Raw genomic sequence first — 20058 nt, forward strand, 5'->3', positions numbered from 1 at the left:
GCACATTCATATCGTGAGTTTCGACATTCCGTCGCCGCCCAGCTATGGCGGGGTCATCGATGTCTACTACAAGGTTAAAGCACTTGCGGAACTTGGCGTGAAGGTTCATCTGCATTGTTTTGAGTATGGCAGAGAGCGGGCCAAGGACCTGAAGGAACTCTGCACCGAAGTCCATTACTACTCGCGCCGACAAGGGAAGTACCAGTTGCTGAGCAATCTGCCCTTCGTAGTTACCAGCCGCAGAAGTGAGGCGTTGCTAACGCGCTTGCTGAAAGATGATCATCCCATCCTGTTCGAGGGTTTGCATACTTGCTATTATTTGGGTGATCCACGGTTGCTCGGGCGCACACGTTTGGTCCGTGCGCACAATGTGGAACACGATTATTATGCAGCATTGGCCAAAGCAGAGGGAAATGCATTCCGACGGACCTACTTCATCAACGAAGCGCGTAAACTGCAAAAGTTCGAATTGGTGTTGAGCGAAGCCGATCACATTTTAGCCATTTCTCCGAAGGATCAAGCGTATTTCGAAGGTCATTTCAATCATGTAACGCACTTGCCTGCTTTCCATGCAAGCGATAAGGTGGATGTGCCTGATGGGGTCGGTGACTTCGCATTCTACCACGGAGCGCTTGGCGTTGCGGAGAATGATCAGGCTGCATTGTTCCTGGTCCGTCAAGTGTTCAAGGACCTACCTGTGAAATTGGTGATTGCCGGAAGTGATGCGAGCAGTGAGTTGAAGAAGGAGATCGCACGATCTAAGAACGTTTCGTTGCGAGCGAACATTGGTACGCAAGAGATCCATCGACTGGTGAGCAAAGCACAGGTCAATGTGCTACCCACTTTTCAAGCGACTGGGATCAAACTGAAGTTACTGCTCTGCTTGTACACCGGGCGCCACGTTGTTTGCAATACCCCAATGGTTGAAGGTACAGGCCTTGCTGAACTTTGCCATGTACACGATAGCGCTGCAACGATGCGCACCAGCATTCTGGCCTGCATGTCCAAACCGGCCAATGGCCAAGCATTGGAACGAAGGGTGCAAGTGCTGGGTGATCGGTTCTGTAACAAGCGGAACGCTGAGGTGATCGTCGGGTTGCTCAAGTAGGAACCCGAAATGGGACACGAATACTAAGCTCCCACAGCGCTCAACTCCAACAATTTTCCATCCTCGCTCCGTACCACGCGGGTGTTGATCTTCTTCATGTGCGTGTAGTCGTGCGTGGCCATGATCACACTCCTGCCGCTGCGGCTGATCTCGAAGAGCAGATCAAGGATCTCCTCGGTCGTTTCGGGATCCAAGTTGCCCGTGGGCTCATCGGCAAGGATCAATTCCGGATCGTTCAACAAAGCACGGGCAATGCTTACGCGCTGCTGCTCACCACCAGAAAGCTCATGGGGCATTTTGTAGCCTTTGTTCGCCAGGCCCACTTTTTCCAGGACCTGTTGAACGCGTTCGTCCATGCGGCTCTTTTCACTCCAACCCGTTGCCTTCAGAACGAACAGCAGGTTATCGTTCACCGTGCGATCGGTCAGCAACTGAAAATCCTGGAACACGATCCCGATCTTGCGTCGAAGGAACGGGATCTGCTTGCGTTTCAGCTTGCTCAGGTCGAATCCGCAGCAATGACCTTCACCTTCTTTCAAGGGTAGATCGCCGTAAAGCGTGCGCATTAAACTGCTTTTCCCGGAGCCGGTCCTGCCGATCAAATAAAGGAACTCACCTTTCTGCACGGTGAAATCCACGTTGTTCAAGATCAGGTTCTCGCGCTGGAAAATGCGCACACCATGAAGAAGGATGATCGGTTCACTGGACATGGTGACAAAGGTTGTAATTTATTTACCCGTTCCACGTTCATGAGTAAGTGTTTTGTTTTTCACGTGTTGTTAATAGGGTGTTGAGGTCGTAGCCCGAAATGACCTAGCGAATGGGTGCGCTAGTGTTCTCTATCTGCTTTCATCATCACTTTCAGCGTTATCTGCGTTCCATTCACTTTCCACCCTAGATCGAACACCTCCGCGTGGATAAGTAGAACCCCGGCCAGCCGTATCCCGCCAACGTTCCAAAGAACTTTGACCACTTGATGAAGATCCATCCAATTCACTCCCCAAAGAGCTGCACGAAGGGCATCCTGCGCTGTGCGTTGATCACTGCGGTGGTTCTGTTGCTTGCTCCGAGCGCGCTACTTGCCCAGCGACCAGCGCATTATGCGAACCAGAATGCAGATCTGGCGCACGCCCAAGAGCTTTTCGATAAGGCGAAGTATGGTGCGGCACAGTATGAACTGGAACGCGTCATCGAACGGATCACGGACCGGCACGATGCTACCCGTACCGAAGCCGAATATCTAGCGGCAATTTGTGCTGTGCGCCTGTTCAATGGCGATGCAGGCAATCGTCTGCTGGCCTTTATCGAGAACCATCCGGAAGATCTTCATGTTGGAACCGTTCGTCTGGAGTTGTTCAAACACGCCTTCTCTCGGAAAAAATGGAAGGAAGCACTTGCATGGAGTGAAAGGATCGATCGTTTCGATCTGAAGCCTTCGGAACTCGATGAATTCCGGTTCAAACGTGGTTACTCCTATTTCCAGGAAGAAGAGAAGGACCTCGCACTTGCTGAATTAAGTATTGTTGCCAATGATAGCGGAGTGTACAAAGCACCGGCCACCTACTACACCGCGCACATCAACTATGAAAAAGGAAACCACGAAACCGCATTGATCGGATTCAAGAAATTGGAGAACGACGAGAATTTCGGGAAGGTCGTTCCTTCCTACATCGCAGAGATCTTATTCCTACAAGGAAAGTATGATGAACTGAATGCCTACGTGGAGCCCATGTTGAACGATGGCACCAACAACCGAAGAGAAACACAGATCAATCGTTTGGCCGGTGAAGCAAATTACCGCACGGGTAAATATGCCGAAGCATTGCCGTACTTGGAGAAAAGTTCGCAGCGTGTCGGGGTGGAGATCGGTGATCGGTACATCCTCGGTTACACGTATTACCGCACAGAAGATTACCGCAAAGCGTTGAACGAATTCAATCTGGTGGCTAATGGAACGGATAGCCTTGCACAACTGGCCGCCTACCACATGGCCGATTGTTACCTGAAACTGAACGAGAAGAACTACGCTCGGAACGCGTTCAAGAAGGCGTATGACATGGGCAATGATCCCAAGGTCGCCGAAGACGCATTGTTCAACTATGCGAAGTTAGCCTACGAACTGAGCTTCGATCCGTATCACGAAGCAATAACCGCATTGCGGAATTATTTGAAAGTATATCCCAATACCGTTCGGCGTGATGAAGCCTATGAGTTCCTTCTGAACGTTTACTTGAAGACCAAGAACTACGAGGCCGCACTGGAGTCTCTCGATGAGATCCAGAACAAGGACCTGCGCTTGCAGGAAGCCTATCAACGCTTGGCCTTCGACCGGGGTGTTGAGCTTTATGAAGGACGCAAATTCAAGAGTGCTGCGTTGTTCTTTGAGCGTGCGCTGAAGTATCCTGTGGATCAAAGCGTGAACGCGAAAGCAAATTTCTGGATGGCCGAGTCGTACTACGGCGATGGCGACCTACCTGCTGCATTGCGCAAATACGATGATCTGCGGAACACTGCCGGTGCGTATGCCACCGACATGTATGAACTCGCAGGATACGGTATGGGTTACACGTTCTTCAAAATGAAGGATTACAATGAGGCCAGTACCGCCTTCCGAAGATTCACCGCCACAGGAAAGGGTGATGCAAAACAACGAGCTGATGCCATGCTGCGGATCGGCGATTGCTACTTCGTGAACAAGCAGAATGACCTCGCAGTGAAAGCCTACGACGATGCGATGCGCACCGGAACGGATAGCCGTGACTATGCCCAGTACCAGAAAGGGGTATGCCAAGGTCTGCTTGGTAACTCTGCCGAAAAGGTGGCAACGTTGAAAGCACTGCTCAGCGAAAAACCGAATTCGCGTTATGCACCGGATGCGAAGTTCCAGCTCGGTGAAACGTACATCAACATGGAACAGGATGCGAATGCCGCGACCTACTACGGTGCGGTGGTGAACGAGCATCCGAACAGCCCCAACGTGCGCCAAAGCATGTTGCAATTGGCACTGATCCACAAACGGCAAGGCAAGACCCAAGAAGCCTTGGATGAGTTCAAGGCGATCGTGGCCAAGTACAATACCGTGGATGAATCGCGCGAAGCATTGGGCGCTATCGAAGCGATCTATGTAGAGCAGGGTAGGGTGGCCGAGTACGAGGCTTATGTGAAGACGCTGGGCTTCGTGGATATGGCCACATTGGATCTCGATACCAAGTATTACCGAAGCGCTGAAGCGTTGTACACCGCAGGAAAATGTCCTGAAGCGATCGGTGCATTGGGCGATTACCTGGTGAAATACCCCAATGGTGCGTATGCCGTGAATTCATATTTCTACCGAGGCGATTGCTTGTACAAAGCAGGCAAGTTCGCGGAGGCGTTGCCTGATCTGGAAAAGGTGGTGGAACGTAACGGGACCCAGTTCATGGAGAATGCGCTTAGTGGTGCCAGCGAGATCCGTTACAATGAAAGACGCTACGAAGGCGCACTCGATTATTACACCAAGTTGGAAAGCGTAGCAAGCTCTCCGCTGAATGTGCTTGCAGCGCAGGTGGGCCGCATGCGTTGTTTGTTGGAATTGAACCGCCACGCCGATGCAGCCAAAGCTGCTGATAAGGTAGCGGCGAACAATGATGCGAATGCGGATCTACGCGCAGAAGCAGGTCTGATCGCAGCAAAAGGGTTGCTGGATAAGGACGATCTCGATGGAGCATATACGCGCTTCAAAGCGGTAACCTCGAACAGCAGCAATATGCTGGGTGCGGAGGCGAAGTACAACATGGCCTATGTCCGTTTTCTTCAGGCTCGATACAGCGATGCCGAGAAAGAGGTGTTCGATCTCGTGAAGAAGTATCCGAGCTACGATCACTGGAAAGCAAGGTCGTTCATCTTGTTGGGCGATGTGTATGTGCAACTGAAGGATATGTTCCAAGCAAAAGCGACACTGCAAAGCGTGATCAACAACTGCACGGAGTCCGATCTTGTGGCACAAGCCCAACAACGCTTGGATGTTATCAATTCCGGCGAAGCGAAGTCCATTCAGCCGGAGCAACAAGAGGAGATCGAAGTGCCAATGCCTAATACCAACGACGGAAAATGATGATCACGAGCAAGCACTATTCAATTCTTGTGACCGCGCTTCTGACCTGCTCCTTGGCGTTCGGGCAAGGAACTGAACCCACAAGCCAGTATGAGATCCAGGGTATCTATAGCCCTACGTTGATCGATGCCGAGAAGGTTGATGTACGTCCGGAACCGATCGCTACGATCCTGCCGACCTTACCTGTGCGTTATGAAGTGCTGAACGTGAAGGGCGAAGTACCCGCACGTGTGGACAGCATCGCTGCGGCAAAGCTGAGCGTGCTCGGTTCGAACGAGCGCTTGTACAAGGGTTTCGTTAAAGGTGGATTCGGTTTATACACCACACCACTGGGCGAGGTTTTCTATGACCAAACGCGTAGCAAGACCAACGGTTACGGGATCCACATGAAACACTTCAGCAGTAACGGTGGTCTGGATGATGTTGGGCCTAGTGAATACAGCTTCAACAACATCGATGGGTTCTACAAACACAACTTGCCGAAACATGAAGTGAGCGTGCGTTTGATGTACGATCGCCGCAGGGTGAGCTACTATGGTTACGAACGAACCGACAGCATTGCCGAGGTCATCAATATTTCACCACCACCTGCAAATGACCAAGTGAAACAAGTGTACAACGACATCGGTTTTGGTGGACGCGTGCGATCGCTTTACGGTGATAGCAGCAAGATCGCGCACGATGTAGGGCTTGAGGTCCATGCATACAGCAACCTGACCGGTAGTTCAGAGACCAACGTAAAGATCAATACGGACCTCTCTACCGTTTATGGCAAGGAGACCTATGGTGTTGGGTTGTTGATCGATAACAACGCATACAAAGCGCATCGTTACATCGATAGTACCATGCAATTCACCGACGTGCGGCAAAGCGGAACATTGGTCGGGTTGATGCCGAACGTGAGTACGAAAGGAGATAAGTACGTGGTGAAAGTGGGTGTGGGCATGTACGTCGATGCACTTGGAAAGACCACCTTTCACTTTTACCCGCAGGCCTATCTCAGTTACAATTTGTTCGATGATATCCTGATCCCATACGTAGGTGTGGATGGTGCTAAACAGCGGAACAGTTTCCGCAGTGTTACACGGATCAACCCTTGGTTGAATGGTGCGCCAGTGCTAGCGAACAGTAGCAAGATGTATGATATTTACGGCGGCATCCGAGGAAGCCTCAGCAACAGCATTGGTTTCGATGCACGCGTGAGTGCGAGCAAGGTGAAGGACCGCATGCTCTTCGTGAGCAACCCGTATACGCCCTATGGTGATCAACTATCGATCCTGTACGATGATGTCAGTGTCCTCAACATCAGTGGTGAACTGCACTACCACGCTCGCGAGGCTTTGGGCGTGACCGCAAGGGTCGATATAAGCAGTTACACGCAGGAGGTCGAGGCCGAAGCATGGAACCTTCCTCCCTACCAACTTGCGATCGGCGCGAACTATGACGTACGCGATAAACTGATCCTGAAGGTCGAGATGCAGTTCATGGGCTTGCGGAAAGCCAAAGAGGAGATCCGTACAACTGTCGTTCCTGAATCGAGTGTATTCGATATGAAGGGATACATGGACCTTTATTTGGGCGTGGAATACCGATACACCAAACGGTTAAGTATGTTCTTGGATCTGAGTAACCTGAGTGCAAGCAAGTACGAACGTTGGCACAGATACACCGTGCAACGTTCCATGGTGCTACTTGGAGCAACCTACGCGTTCTAAGCAGGAACACGTTCTGCATGGGCTACTGGCACCTGACCTGGTGCCAGCTTGTCGTGAACAAAAAGGTGGTTTGACCGGTGCCTTTGCGCAGGCTATTTTCCATCCATAGCAATCCATCCGGAATAACCAAATTCCTGACTTCGTTAATTATCAACAAAACCCCCGCTATTGTTGGGAAATAGCTCATTTTGAGTGCTTTTTTCGGGTATCTTCGCAAGCCCGCTGAACAAGGCGGCAAGATCCAATTTGGAACCATGTCAGAGACAGTTGTAGAAATGAGCGATAAGAAGAAGGCGCCAGCAAGTTATTCCGCAGATAGTATCCAGGTCCTCGAAGGACTCGAAGCGGTGCGTAAACGCCCGGCGATGTACATAGGCGATATCGGCGCAAAAGGATATCATCATCTGGTGTATGAAGTAGTAGATAACTCGATCGACGAAGCCCTAGCTGGTCATTGCGATACCATCGATGTACAGATCACACCGACCAACGGCATCCGCGTAAAGGACAACGGCCGTGGTATTCCGGTGGATATGCACGCCAAAGAAGGGCGTAGCGCGTTGGAGGTTGTTATGACCGTGCTCCACGCAGGTGGTAAGTTCGATAAGGACAGCTATAAAGTATCCGGTGGCTTGCACGGTGTTGGTGTGAGCTGCGTGAATGCATTGAGCAGCATGCTCCTTGCAGAAGTTCACCGCGATGGCAAAGTGTACCAACAGGAGTACAGCCAAGGAAAGCCCAAGTACCCGGTAAAGGAAGTTGGTACGACCACCGAGCGTGGCACCATCATTCTGTTCCAGCCGGATCTTACGATCTTTCAGGTAACGGAGTATAACTTCGATACCCTTGCTACACGTCTGCGTGAATTGTCGTTCCTGAACAAAGGGATCCGTTTGAGATTGACCGACGAGCGGAAGACGTTGGAGGACGGTTCATTCCACACCGAGGAATTCTTCAGTGAATTGGGCTTGCCTGAGTTCGTGCGTTACCTGGATGGAACACGTAACCCGATCATTGAATCGGTGATCCACATCGAAGGCGAAAAACAGGATATTCCCGTTGAGATCGCCATGGTCTACAACGATTCCTATGCGGAGAACCTGCACTCGTACGTGAACAACATCAACACGCACGAAGGTGGAACACACCTTGCTGGATTCCGCAGCGGACTTACGCGTACGTTGAAGAAATACGCGGAAAGCACAGGTGCAACGAAGAACCTGAAATTCGAGATCGCTGGTGATGACTTCCGCGAGGGTCTTACTTGTGTGATCAGTGTAAAAGTGCAAGAGCCTCAATTCGAGGGACAGACCAAGACCAAGCTGGGTAACAGCGAAGTGATGGGTGCCGTGAACCAGGCGGTAAGTGAAATGCTCGAGAATTACCTCGAGGAGAATCCGAAGGATGCAAAGCTGATCGTGGACAAGGTGATCCTTGCTGCAACGGCCCGGCACGCTGCTAAAAAAGCACGTGAACTTGTACAACGCAAAGGTGCCTTCTCCGGAGGTGGCCTGCCGGGTAAATTGGCCGATTGCCAAAGCAAGGATGCCAGTGCCAGCGAGCTCTTCATGGTGGAAGGAGATTCCGCTGGTGGTACGGCCAAACAAGGTCGTAACCGCGAATTCCAAGCGATCCTTCCACTGCGCGGTAAGATCCTGAACGTGGAGAAAGCCATGCAGCACAAGATCCTCGAGAACGAAGAGATCCGGAATATCTACACGGCACTTGGTGTATTCATCGGTACGGAAGAGGATAGCAAGGCTTTGAACATGACAAAGCTTCGCTACCACAAGATCGTGATCATGTGCGACGCTGACATCGACGGCAGCCACATCCAAACGCTGATCATGACCTTCTTCTTCCGGCACATGCAACCGCTGATCGAACAAGGCTATCTCTACATTGCTACTCCACCACTGTACCTTCTCAAAAAAGGAAAGGAACTCGTGTATTGCTGGAGCGATGCCGAGCGCGACCGTGAAATGCTACGCATGAAAGGCGATAAGGATGTCCACGTGGGCATACAGCGTTACAAAGGTCTGGGAGAGATGAATGCCGAGCAGCTATGGGAAACCACCATGGATCCGGAACGTCGCACCTTGCGCCAAATAACCATCGAGAATGGTGCAGAGGCCGACCGTGTTTTCAGCATGCTAATGGGTGATGAAGTACCACCACGCCGCGAGTTCATTGAGAAGAACGCGATCTACGCGAAACTGGACGTTTGATCCAACGTATTTCCTGAAACTGAAAGAACCCTGGAGCGATCTGGGGTTCTTTTTTCATTGGGGTATGGGTTGTTGATTGGGCTGACGTTTTGGAGCTACCCGAAGGGCGGGACTTTTATCCCAAAACTTGAATTGAAAAACTAAACTACCATTAACCACAAAACTGTCTTTGGAACACAAAACTCCGCCTTTTGGGTAGGTGCTATTATCGGCTGCCCTTCTTTCCGTCCGAATAAATGTGGTCCAGATGTTTACCCAAATTTTATTAAGGGCGATGTCTAACATTGTCATTTAGTATTGAATTGAAGATGCTTGTAAACTGTATGGGTCTACTTGATAGTTATAAAAAACTCTTATTGTACTGTCAGGCATTTTTCTGCTTACTCTAACATTGGGATTGTTTTTTTCTTGTGGCAAAACCCAGATGAATAAATGTTCTTTTCCGTTAGAGGCTGAATCAAGATAATTGTCTAATTCTTTTACCTCGTCAATAGCAAGAATCGTTTTACGAATTGTGTCAACCCTGTCCTCACGAAACAAAGAGTCAACTTGAAAGTCAAACTTTTTTTTCCAGTTGCTGCCAAGTTTATTGTCCAAATATTTTGTCGTTACAGAATTATATATGTCAACACCATTAACTAGGGGAGTTGTCACCAAACAGCCAGCGACAATGTCGTAGGTGAATCCAAAATTTGCTGCAATTTTTACAGCTTGTTCGTCTGTATTCATTGCCTCTCCATATTGCAAGATTCTCGGTCTGTTTTGTGCAATGTCCCATTTTGCTGTAAAATAATTGTATGGAGTAAACAGTCCGCAGAAGAAATACAGAACTATGAGTCCGCTTACAACTACAATTGTCACAAGTAATATTTTAGGTCTTTTCGTAATTCTCGATTGATGTTAGAACTATCGCTATAGGTTTGCCGATTACGGTTAGGCTATGCGCAACCAATGCGTCGGCTTGTGTGTGGGCGGTTGTGTATAGCCGTTGTTAGCGGTCGTTTCCTTTTCAGACATGACGGATTGTTGGTAAATACCGCTTAGATGTACGGTATGGCCTATTGCTTGCCTGGATGCCAAATCTGTTCGTCCGAAATGTCATTAGGTTAGTAATATAGCAAGGAACTATAATTTCTTGTCCATCCATTCCAACGACACAAAAATATTCATGGTTCGACCAAGGAAGTCTTGCTGGACCCATGCTTTCATAATGCTCAATATGCTTAATATCGGCGTATTTGATCTCAGTGGAAGTCTTGGTTCGTCTGTCTAATATCGTAATAGCATTTTTGGAAAGGATCAGCTCCTTTCTAATCGAGTGCCTCAAATAATCAAAATGTATGTATAGCCCCATAATGGCTATTGTCCATATAATCAGTTCGAATGAGATCGTTAAAATACGAGAGTTATTAGCCGCAGGAATTAGCCTGAAGCTGAAACTTATGTAGATAGCAAGAATCAAGAATATCCAAATGACAAATGACTTTATTAATGCTCGATAAAAGGTAATCGCATAGATGTCATCCGTCATTTTGTCAAACGTCGATGGTGTATTGGAAATGACCGCTAACGTTCAGGCTATGCGCAGCGTGTTGAGGTTGTGCGTTGGCAAGTTGCGCATAGCCCTTGTTAGCAGCCGTTCATTTATATTCTTCGAATGGGAAAGTAAGAAAGAAGGATAAGGTATCAGGAAGGCCAAGGGTTCTTCGTTTTTCGATGAATTCATCGTAGGAGTACGTACCAAACACCTGGAAGTCATTATTGATGTCCACTATGTACCATTTTGGAAGTACTTTATAGTCAGTGGTTGAATCTGTTTTAAGCTCTACGAAAGGATATCGCAAATGCCATTTGCCATACATATTGACAACATCTTGTCTGCGGTGGAACAAGAAGTAGGCTATGTCGGCCGAGTCCTTGATTTCTCTGAAAATTATCCGAGATCCGATTGTATCGGTCGGAATTCCGTGAGGATATGGATGTGATTGAGCAATAACAAAATTATCAGTCCAGCCAATTTTGGTAATAGTACTTTTGACCACGGCCGATGAACTGCTCTTCTTGAATAGTGCCATCTCTTCCATACTGAACATTGCGCTGAGGCGTAACCCACCGGGTAGTTCCCTATGATATACCGATGGATTATCGCCAAAGTAGCACCCTTGCAGACAGAGAATTAGTAAACCGAGAGGGAGAGTGTTTTTCATTCTTGAATGGCTGCTAACGATCATGTAAGTAACAATATGATATACACAGTTATGACTTGGGATTGTCTAATGGTTTGGCTCCGAGTTGGATATGTTGCGAAATGGTATTAAGCTAGTTGCTGATTTTTGCAAAACTTCGCCAATCGAAGTGGAGGGTTTTGACGTTGGTTAGTGGGTTGTTCGTACGCCGTTGTTAAGCGGTTACAATGCCAAGATACGCTAAGAACCAAGTGTTAGAAAGGCACCGGATCCTTCTTTCGAAAAATCACTTGGCGGTGGTTCGGATCACACCTTACCGTACCAACTTCCGCGGCCTTGCCCATGCGCTTTCAAGTGGCCATCTGCGACCAAGGAGCGGAAGTGCATTTTTAAGGTATTGCGGCTCTTACCGGTCAACTTGATCATGCCGGCCATGGTTACGCTGCCATGTTGTTTTACATGGTCAAGTATTTGTACGGAAAGTTCGGGAATGGTAGCGACTATGATCTTTTCCCGTTCTACCTTTTCTGCTAGGTTGCTCACTTGTTTCGATAACGACTTTAAGAAGAAGATCAGCCAAGGCTCCCAATCCGGCTCATTGGTCCGAATTGTGACCTGTGTTCTTCGCAAGGCCAGGTAATATTTTTCCTTGTTGGCCTCGATTACACTTTCCAGCGAACTGTAAGGTACATACGCATAACCCGAGCGAAGCAATAATAGGGTGGTAAGTGCTCTACTCAACCGACCGTTGCCATCTTGGAAAGGATGTATTGCAAGAAAGGTCACAATGAAATTCGCGATGACCAATAACAGGTGAAGCGTTCTATGCTCGAATTGTTCATTGGTCCATTCAAGGAGTTCGGTCATTAGTCTTGGCGTGTCGAAGACCGAAGCCGTGACAAAGACGACCCCGACCTCTTTTCCTTCCCCATCAAATGCAACAACGTTGTTGGACACGGACTTATACGCACCACGATGACGCGTGTCCTTTTCGCTATATTTAAGAAGGTCTCTGTGCAATTGCTGAATGTGGCTTTCTGTTAGGTCGATGTGCTTCCAGGACTCGAACACCATTTCCATAACGTAAGCATAGCCTGCAACCTCTTGTTCATCTCGGGAGCCAAAGGACTTTACTTCCAAGTTGGAGAGGATCCGCTCTACTTCTGCATCGGAAAGCTGACTACCTTCAATGCGCGTGGAAGATCCGATGCTTTCTATGGTAGCCACTCTTCGAAGCGCCCGTAAACGCTCCGGAGCCAGGGTCCCGATCGCACGCCAAGTTCCCTTGAATTCGTCGATCCCGGCGATCAGTGCAAGAATCTCGGGAGTGATGCGAAGCTTAGCAATATCGATCATTATACCCAATTATACACCCAATTACACCCATTTGTTTCGGATATCACACCCAAAGATACACCCATTTACACCCAATTATAGGATTCGTGTTTTTGACCCGTGTAGGAAGGTCTTGACCAAGTTCCCTAGACCATTGGAATAGTGTTTGCCTTAGCCGACTATGGGAGACCGAATTATGCTATTAAATTTGGTAACATGGCTTTTCAACGGCAAGGTACTGAAACCGAGATGTGGTGGTGAAAATGGTTGTGAACTACTCAAGCATTGATCCGATAATCGAATTGTGGTGTAAGGATAACGGTCTTCACCTTTACCGATTGAATCAGGATGTGCAAATACGCTCTGTGATACTCAATTCTAGAAATCAAACAAAGTGTCAGATATGGGTTGACAAACCAGACGCGGATGGAAATTCATTCGTACATGTATGGGATTATTCAACTAAGAAATTGGATATTCCAACATCAGACGTTGATCTGCGACGCTCATTGGATAATGCACTTGAAGTCGCAACGAAATGGCTCGGTGATGGACACTCACTATGAGCCTGGAGTGATGTGGCTAAAAGTTAAACCTCCACCAAAGGCGACCCTGTGCCTAGAAACGAACTAACGCAACAGCGTTACGTGTCCGTAGACCTTCCGCTTGTTCGTGGAACTCAACGCGTGTACTTCCAACTTGTAGACGTACACTCCTTGTGGCAGAATGGCTCCGCCTTTTCCACCCAGTGTGCCGTCCCATCCTTGGGTTATGTCGTTCGTATTGAAGATCTGTTCGCCCCAACGGTCGAAAATGATCAAGCTGAACTCTTCAGGTGAAAGGTCATTTCCTTCAACTCGGAATATCTCATTCCCATCTGCACCGTTCGGTGTGAAGGCATTCGGTACATAAACGATGAATTCATCCTCTACACGCACTAAGACCCGGACCGTATCCGAACATCCAAGAGCATTGTAAACAACAAGCTGCACAGGGTAGTCGCCACCGATATCTTCCGGAAATTCAATGATCGTGTCCTGTTGTGTACTCGTTCCGAACTCGCCGAAGTCCCAATCCCACGCAACCACGTTCGGAATGGATGCATCGTAGAATTCGACAACTGGATCCAAAATGGTCGGCGGGTGTGGTGACCAATCAAAATGTGCAACGGGAACCGTGAGTATTTCGATCATATCCACATACACGGAATCCGTATAACAACCATTCGGCCACAGCACATTCACGCCCACATCGTACACGCTTCCCACGGTATACAAATTCGTTACACTAGTACTGTCCAATGGACCAAAGCCATTTCCGAAGTCCCACGAAACATGCGCCATTTCCGTCGTATCCAGTATGTCGAAACGGACGCTCAATGGCGCACAGCCAAGTGTTGTATCCGCTGTTAACACCAGATCTGGACTGTGCAGGATCACCAACTCGGCACAATTTGATACCGGTGGCGTTTCGCAACCATCGTTCAGCGATACGCATATGTTGCCCGTACTATCGTTCAGGAAAACAGCAGTTGGGTCGGTGCCGATCCCAATACCCCACCAATTGTACGTATAGTTGCCATCGCCACCCGAAGGGTTCATCATTTCGTATGGCACAGGAATACCGTAGCACTCCGTATCCGGTACAAGTGCATCGAATGTTAGATAGTCAAGGACGGTAATGGCTGTGATCGCACTATCCGTTGTGCAACCATTCGCATCAACAGCTTGTACCACAACATTCAGGACCGAGCCGGCCAACGGACTAACGGTCTGTGTTCCATTTCCGCTAAGCCCGTTGTTCCATACCAAGTTTACCGGCGCCGTACCACCAATTGCGGTTGCGTTCAGAGCAGCATCTCCGGTAACGCAGATCGTAGTATCGCTAGGCACGCTCTGCCATTCCAATAAAGGTGGTTCAGCAATGGTCGCGATCAATGTATCGCTACACCCGTTACCTGTTGGTCCTTCGGTAACGATCACGGTGAAGGTGCCAATTGGTGCTTCGAGCGCGTCTCCCACTGAGGCTTGCGTAGTCTGGATAACACTGCCTAGGTCATTCTGCCAACTGTAGTTCCACGGCCCACCTGGCCCAGAGGTCAGGATCGTAATGGATCCCTCTTCTCCGAAACAATTCGCATCCACAACCATACTGTCATTGTCCAAGAACGAAGGAGGAATTACCAGGACCGTATCCGTGGTAGAACAATAGGGGGCATCCTGCGGAAATACCGTAACGACCACTTCCGTTGGAACGGTTACGGCCGCAGTGGTCGTCTGACCAGTTGCAGGGGTCGTACTGCCTGCCGGTGTCCACGTGTAGACCAGTGGGCCTGTGCCGGGACCACAGTTCGCGGTGCCGGTCCAAAGCGTACCGGTACCGGGGCCTTGTGGAGAGCTATAGACCAACGCACCGGAGTTGTCGAATACCTCGAAGGAGTTGTCCTGATTGAATGAACCTGCAGTGTACAATAAGGTCATCGCATCACCTGTGGTGACCGAGAATGTTGCCGTGAGCGTGCTACCGCCGGGCATCGGAAAATCATCCGTTTCTGTGTCATGCACAACAGTAATACTTGCGTTGCCTGTCCAGCCATCTCCATTGGTATCATGCAATACGATCGTGTAATTGCATGTGCTCGACGCAGGTGGGAAGGCGATGATCTCAGCCTCCAACAGAGCCTGATCGCTGCATGTAGCTCCTAATGTTACTGTAGCGCCAACTTGCGGTGCATTGGTAACAATCACGGTTATCGTCGTGTCGTATGTGCAACCGAAGTTATCCGTAACGGTCAGTGTGTAATCCTGATCGCCAGGTTCGGTGGGCGTTGCAGTTGCTTGCAGTGGGTTTGAAGGATCCACCACAACACCGGGGCCGGACCAAGCAATGGAATCCGTAGTGTTACCGATCGTTGGGGTGAATTGAACAAGGTCGGGGTAAAGGCTTGGGTCGAAGTTCATTTCCCAATTGCACAGAAACCCATTGTCCGAGCCCCAGAGGTCCGTGATGTTCAAGGTCCAGGTTCCATTCAATGGGCAACCCAAGAGCGAATTCATGTTGCCAACGGGTACATAGGTGCCTGGTGTTAATGCGTTGCCTCCCATGGAAGGAGTTGTCATCCCATTCGCAGAAGCATCCACCCATGTGCCATTGGGTGAACTGGCATTCCAGCAATAATTCCAACAGGTGCCTTGGTCATCCGGTTGTGTGTCAATGTCGATCGGCTCGCCAAGGAACGTTCCTCCTCCGCCTTGCTGGTGCAGTATTACACTTTGCCCATTCGGGCAGGTAATATTGATCACGAGGTCGCCCATGAACGAATGCTCCATATCCACACAGATGCTTTGGATATCATTGATGTTCGTAAGTGTGGCTCCCGGCTGCAAATAGGTGTTCTCGATGCTGCTCGAAAATGTTTCGCCCACATTGTCAGGAAGGGCAACTCCACCGCCAAGGTCCACTTCCGGAATACCTGTCCAAGTGACCGTATTCACTACACCATTCAACTGAACGGTTCCTCCTTCGCAAACGGTCGGTCCGGCTGTGGTTCCAACAAAGTTTGGTTCGGTTCCTACCAACACTTGTAGGTCTACCAAATTCGTATTGTTACAGCCGTTGTCATCTTCAAGGGTCAGCTGCACCAGATAATCTCCGGTTTCCATGAACGCATGATCCACCGTTGCTCCGGTAGCTGTTGTTCCATCCGCGAAATCCCATTCGTAGCTCACTATGTTGAAACCACCAGCGGAGGATGAAGCCGAACCATCGAAATTTATTGACTCACCTGGACAGATCCTAACAGGCGCAGCTTCGCTCATGGAAGCCACTGCGGTCGGAGGTAAACAAGGAATGAAGCAGGTGATCGTAGCAGCAAATGATCCAGTTCCTATGCTGTTCGATGTGAATTCCAACGTAAGGCAGCCGGTCGGGTTCGCATAGCTGGCAAAAGCAACTGCCCCACTCAATGTCGTTCCCGTATAGGTGCCCAAGACCGGTGCAGCCGTGCTATTCCCATCATAGATCACCAACTCATCGGTCGGTACTCCGGCTGTGCTCAAATTGCCGATAATGAAGGATAGGCTGATCCCGACATCGGGAGAATCCGGGCAGATCGTAGCAACATAGTATTCATTATTGCTGTATCCGGGTCCGCCTTCACCACCGCTATCAACGATCGCACCACTACACGAAGTGATGGAACCTTCGGTGATACTGAAGATCGTTTGGCTATTGACGTTCGTCGCCAGCGGAATGAAAACAGCCAACAATAGGCTAGTGATCACAGACCGCAAGCAGTTGATAGTCCGTTGATGCATATGACTGTTACCCATGGTCGGATGCACGGAACTACGGCACTGGCCATGTATGAATTGGTTTGCGTGGATCACGTTTTTTCTGAATGGCGGCAAAGATCGTAGTTCACCACCGTTTATACATGACGTGATCACGGGGGTATGGGATGCCTAACCAAGACAATTGAGCTGATGGTATCAAGTGATCCACTGATTTACAGTGGATTGCTTGCCATATTTCGCACGCTTATGATCTCCGCAGCAATACTTATCGCGATCTCTTCGGGGGTTCTGCTTCCAATGGCCAAACCGATCGGTGCCCTCACACGGCCGATCTCTTCCGCTGTAAAGCCATCTTTCCGTAATCCCACAAACAAGGTCTTGATCTTCGCTTCGCTCCCCATCATGCCGAGGTATTTGAACGGTTTTCGGATCAATTGCCGTACCAATAGATCATCGGTCCTGTAGCCGAATGAAACCAACACCACGAATAGTTCCGGATCACTGTGAATGACATCGCCAATGGATGCATAATCAACCACGCTGCTGATGTGGGCCCATTGGTTCTGGGCCATGGTGTTCAGTTCGGCGCGATCATCCATAAGATGCACATGGAATCCCAGTTGGTGCATGGTCCTGCTTAACGCTAAGCCTACGTGGCCTGCTCCTAGGATCATGATCCGCGGTCGAGTAACAAGCGGTTCGATATAGGTCCATTCCGTTGCAGATGGCTGAAGGAATGCTCGCCCCGGCTTGATCGGCTCGGTCAGCAACGAGATCTCGTTGTGGTCGAATCGTAACGTGCCATTAATGCCCGTGGCGATCTTCTCTGCCAGCTTCTTGATCAGCGGCTGGTGAGACAGTTTCAGCAGATAAAAACCGATGGTTTGTTCTCCCGAACAGATCATTCCTGAACGGTCCGTTGGTTCGTTGGCCCGGTGGATCTGGCGCATGAGAAAAGGATCGTTCTCGGTGGATCCGCTTAGCTGTAAAACCTCCGCCGGGTCTCTCGCAGAGGACCCTGCGGACTCCCAAACCTCCGCAGGCTCTTCTGAGGCACGAAGGGACCCTGCGGTCTTGAGTTGCGACCGTGCCAACTCGACCAACTTATGTTCCATGCTCCCGCCGCCAATGGAGCCATGTAACTCGCCTGCCGACGATACCAATGCTTTGAAACCTGCACGCCCAGGGCTACTGCCGATGCTTTCCACAACGACAAGCACCATGCATTCCTCGCCGCGTTCCAATGCGGTCAATGCGTTTTTCCAGAATTGAAGTTCCTTGTTCACGATAGGGCGTTCAAAGTACTGGGATCTTTCTTTGTCGTAGAACAAAACCAAAACCACCATCTTCGCTGCCTGTGGGACGCATTGCTGCATATCTCTTTTGCCTAGTTCTGCTTTGCCTTGCAGCCGAGGCATTCGCGCAGGATACTATCGATGTACCGATGTTGGCGGATACGATGGTGGTAGAGGCAATACAAGAGGTTGCTGATACGAATGCGATCAATGCTGATGCTACATCCGGGATAAGCGTTGCAGGTACAGCAGATCCGTTACCGGTAAATTCGGTCAGCAATGCTGCTCCGATAGAGGGTGGGCCTCCCGGTCTCAGCTTCAGCGAAAAACTGGCGGCCGGTCCGGTCAATTTCATCGTTGGAATCATGCTTGCGCTGTTCCTGTTCCTTTTTCTTTGGTTCCGGAACTTGGCATTGGTCCTGAACGATAAGCTCGCTGATCCGGAACTGTCTTCCGCCACTAAGTTCGATGTCGAGGATGCGCGATCAACGGCGATCGCATCGCGACAAGCTTCGAAATTCTTTGGGTTGATCATTGCAGGTTTCTATGTCGCGTTCGTCGCCATACAAGGCACGCCCATGCAAGGTTATGCCATGGAGTGGTTGAATCTAGCGGTACGTTGGACCCACGTGATCGCGGGCATCATGTGGATCGGGGCTTCGTTCTACTTCATCTTCCTAGAGAACAACCTGAATCGAACGGAAGGCCTGCGCGATGAACTCGCAGGTAATCTCTGGGCCATTCACGGGGGCGGTTTCTACTACGTCGAGAAATTCAAGGTCGCACCGAAGGAGATCCCGAAGCACCTGCACTGGTTCAAGTATGAAGCGTATTTCACTTGGCTGAGTGGGTTCTCGCTGATGTTCATCGTCTACTACGCCGATGCGAAAGCGTTCATGATCGACCCTACGATCGCTACACTTTCTGCGCCAGCTTCGATCGGTATCGGTATTGGTTCCATGATCTTGGGTTGGGTGATCTACGATGCCATGAGCAGATCGCGTTTGGTGTTGCGACAGGATCTTTTCGCATTAGTTGGTGTGGTTGTGTTGGGTGTGATAACCTACATCCTCACGCACTTGCTTAGCGGACGTGCAGCATACATACACGTGGGTGCATTGCTTGGAACGATCATGGCGGGCAATGTATTCTTCACTATCATTCCAAGTCAGAAAGCGTTGGTGCGTGCGGCAAAGACCGGCCAGCCGTTGGATGCGTCGCTTGGCAAGAAGGCTGGACAGCGCAGCTTGCACAACAACTACCTCACGCTACCGGTTGTGTTCATCATGCTCAGCAATCACTTCCCAAGTACGTTCGGGCACAGCGGTAATTGGTGGATCCTGATGGTGATCATGGTCGCAAGCGCTGGCATAAAACATTACTGGAATTTGTTGGATCGTGGCATCAAACGCACATGGGTCCTGGTAGTTAGCATCCTAGCATTGGTGATCATGAGCATGGCAATATCCCCAGCATTCGAGGACACGTTGGATTCCGCGATCCCCACTACCTTTGAAGAAGCGAACGTGGTTATCCAAGCCCGGTGCGTGCAATGCCACAGCGCAAACCCAACGGACGATCAATGGACCACCGCACCCAACGGCGTGATGTACGATACGCCAGAACAGATCAAAGCCATGGCGGATAAGATCATGACCCGCGCTGTACGTACCCACACCATGCCCCAAGGCAACAAAACGAACATGACCGAGGAAGAACGGATCGTGTTGAAGCGATGGATCTTGCAGGGCGCTCAAATACCATGATCACAACGCTCAATTCAACCACAGAGAACACTGAGAG

12 protein-coding genes are annotated in these 20058 nt (G+C 49.8%); 5 read left to right on the top strand and 7 right to left on the bottom strand.

The features are described from left to right. Positions 1 to 13 precede the first annotated feature (13 nt). Positions 14 to 1108 (top strand): glycosyltransferase, encoded by a 1095-nt coding sequence (locus IPF95_09215; protein ID MBK6474875.1) that lies wholly within the window; start codon positions 14 to 16, stop codon positions 1106 to 1108. Between the two features lie 23 nt (positions 1109 to 1131). Here the strand turns inward: IPF95_09215 and IPF95_09220 are convergent, their stop codons facing one another. Continuing rightward, positions 1132 to 1818 carry an ATP-binding cassette domain-containing protein gene (locus IPF95_09220; GenBank protein MBK6474876.1) on the bottom strand — a complete coding sequence of 229 codons (687 nt, stop codon included), beginning with the start codon at positions 1816 to 1818 and terminating at the stop codon, positions 1132 to 1134. A 119-nt stretch (positions 1819 to 1937) separates the two neighbouring features. Next, the gene (locus tag IPF95_09225; protein ID MBK6474877.1) at positions 1938 to 2081 is read right to left on the bottom strand and encodes a hypothetical protein; all 144 of its coding nucleotides are present in this window, start codon (positions 2079 to 2081) and stop codon (positions 1938 to 1940) included. 3 nt (positions 2082 to 2084) lie between these two features. Here IPF95_09225 and IPF95_09230 point away from each other — a divergent pair, with 3 nt between their 5' ends. From IPF95_09230 to gyrB, 3 genes are all read left to right on the top strand, one after another. Continuing rightward, positions 2085 to 5201 carry a tetratricopeptide repeat protein gene (locus tag IPF95_09230; GenBank protein MBK6474878.1) on the top strand — a complete coding sequence of 1039 codons (3117 nt, stop codon included), beginning with the start codon at positions 2085 to 2087 and terminating at the stop codon, positions 5199 to 5201. After that, positions 5198 to 6916 (top strand): hypothetical protein, encoded by a 1719-nt coding sequence (locus tag IPF95_09235; GenBank protein MBK6474879.1) that lies wholly within the window; start codon positions 5198 to 5200, stop codon positions 6914 to 6916. The genes IPF95_09230 and IPF95_09235 overlap by 4 nt, the downstream gene beginning before the upstream one ends. A 275-nt stretch (positions 6917 to 7191) precedes the next feature. Further along, positions 7192 to 9144 (top strand): DNA topoisomerase (ATP-hydrolyzing) subunit B, encoded by a 1953-nt coding sequence (gene gyrB, locus IPF95_09240; protein ID MBK6474880.1) that lies wholly within the window; start codon positions 7192 to 7194, stop codon positions 9142 to 9144. Positions 9145 to 9435: 291 nt separating this feature from the next. On the opposite strand, the gene IPF95_09245 is transcribed toward gyrB, so the two are convergent. The 5 genes from IPF95_09245 to IPF95_09265 form a co-directional block, all read right to left on the bottom strand. Beyond that, entirely contained in the window at positions 9436 to 9873 is a 438-nt protein-coding gene (locus IPF95_09245; protein MBK6474881.1) for a hypothetical protein, read from the bottom strand. 911 nt (positions 9874 to 10784) lie between these two features. Next, positions 10785 to 11351 (bottom strand): hypothetical protein, encoded by a 567-nt coding sequence (locus IPF95_09250; GenBank protein MBK6474882.1) that lies wholly within the window; start codon positions 11349 to 11351, stop codon positions 10785 to 10787. 285 nt (positions 11352 to 11636) lie between these two features. Further along, positions 11637 to 12686: a Fic family protein gene (locus IPF95_09255; GenBank protein MBK6474883.1), complete on the bottom strand. Its 1050-nt coding sequence runs from the start codon at positions 12684 to 12686 to the stop codon at positions 11637 to 11639. A gap of 608 nt (positions 12687 to 13294) precedes the next feature. Further along, a complete protein-coding gene (locus tag IPF95_09260; GenBank protein MBK6474884.1) occupies positions 13295 to 16948 on the bottom strand; it encodes a gliding motility-associated C-terminal domain-containing protein in 3654 nt (1217 codons plus the stop codon). 224 nt (positions 16949 to 17172) lie between these two features. After that, the gene (locus IPF95_09265; GenBank protein ID MBK6474885.1) at positions 17173 to 18306 is read right to left on the bottom strand and encodes an XdhC family protein; all 1134 of its coding nucleotides are present in this window, start codon (positions 18304 to 18306) and stop codon (positions 17173 to 17175) included. Between the two features lie 527 nt (positions 18307 to 18833). Here IPF95_09265 and IPF95_09270 point away from each other — a divergent pair. Then, positions 18834 to 20021, top strand: coding sequence for a urate hydroxylase PuuD (locus tag IPF95_09270; GenBank protein MBK6474886.1), 1188 nt, complete (start codon positions 18834 to 18836; stop codon positions 20019 to 20021). Positions 20022 to 20058 lie beyond the last annotated feature (37 nt).

This window comes from Flavobacteriales bacterium, from assembly GCA_016704485.1.
Taxonomy (GTDB): Bacteria; Bacteroidota; Bacteroidia; order Flavobacteriales_F; family PHOS-HE28; genus PHOS-HE28.

Bases quoted from the DNA above. Each gene is read 5' to 3' on its own strand.
- IPF95_09220 (MBK6474876.1), bottom strand. From the start codon at position 1,818: ATGTCCAGTGAACCGATCATCCTTCTTCATGGTGTGCGCATTTTCCAG.
- IPF95_09230 (MBK6474878.1), top strand. From the start codon at position 2,085: ATGAAGATCCATCCAATTCACTCCCCAAAGAGCTGCACGAAGGGCATC.
- IPF95_09235 (MBK6474879.1), top strand. From the start codon at position 5,198: ATGATGATCACGAGCAAGCACTATTCAATTCTTGTGACCGCGCTTCTG.
- gyrB (MBK6474880.1), top strand. From the start codon at position 7,192: ATGAGCGATAAGAAGAAGGCGCCAGCAAGTTATTCCGCAGATAGTATC.
- IPF95_09245 (MBK6474881.1), bottom strand. From the start codon at position 9,873: ATGAATACAGACGAACAAGCTGTAAAAATTGCAGCAAATTTTGGATTC.
- IPF95_09250 (MBK6474882.1), bottom strand. From the start codon at position 11,351: ATGAAAAACACTCTCCCTCTCGGTTTACTAATTCTCTGTCTGCAAGGG.
- IPF95_09255 (MBK6474883.1), bottom strand. From the start codon at position 12,686: ATGATCGATATTGCTAAGCTTCGCATCACTCCCGAGATTCTTGCACTG.
- IPF95_09265 (MBK6474885.1), bottom strand. From the start codon at position 18,306: ATGGTGGTTTTGGTTTTGTTCTACGACAAAGAAAGATCCCAGTACTTT.
- IPF95_09270 (MBK6474886.1), top strand. From the start codon at position 18,834: ATGCAAGGTTATGCCATGGAGTGGTTGAATCTAGCGGTACGTTGGACC.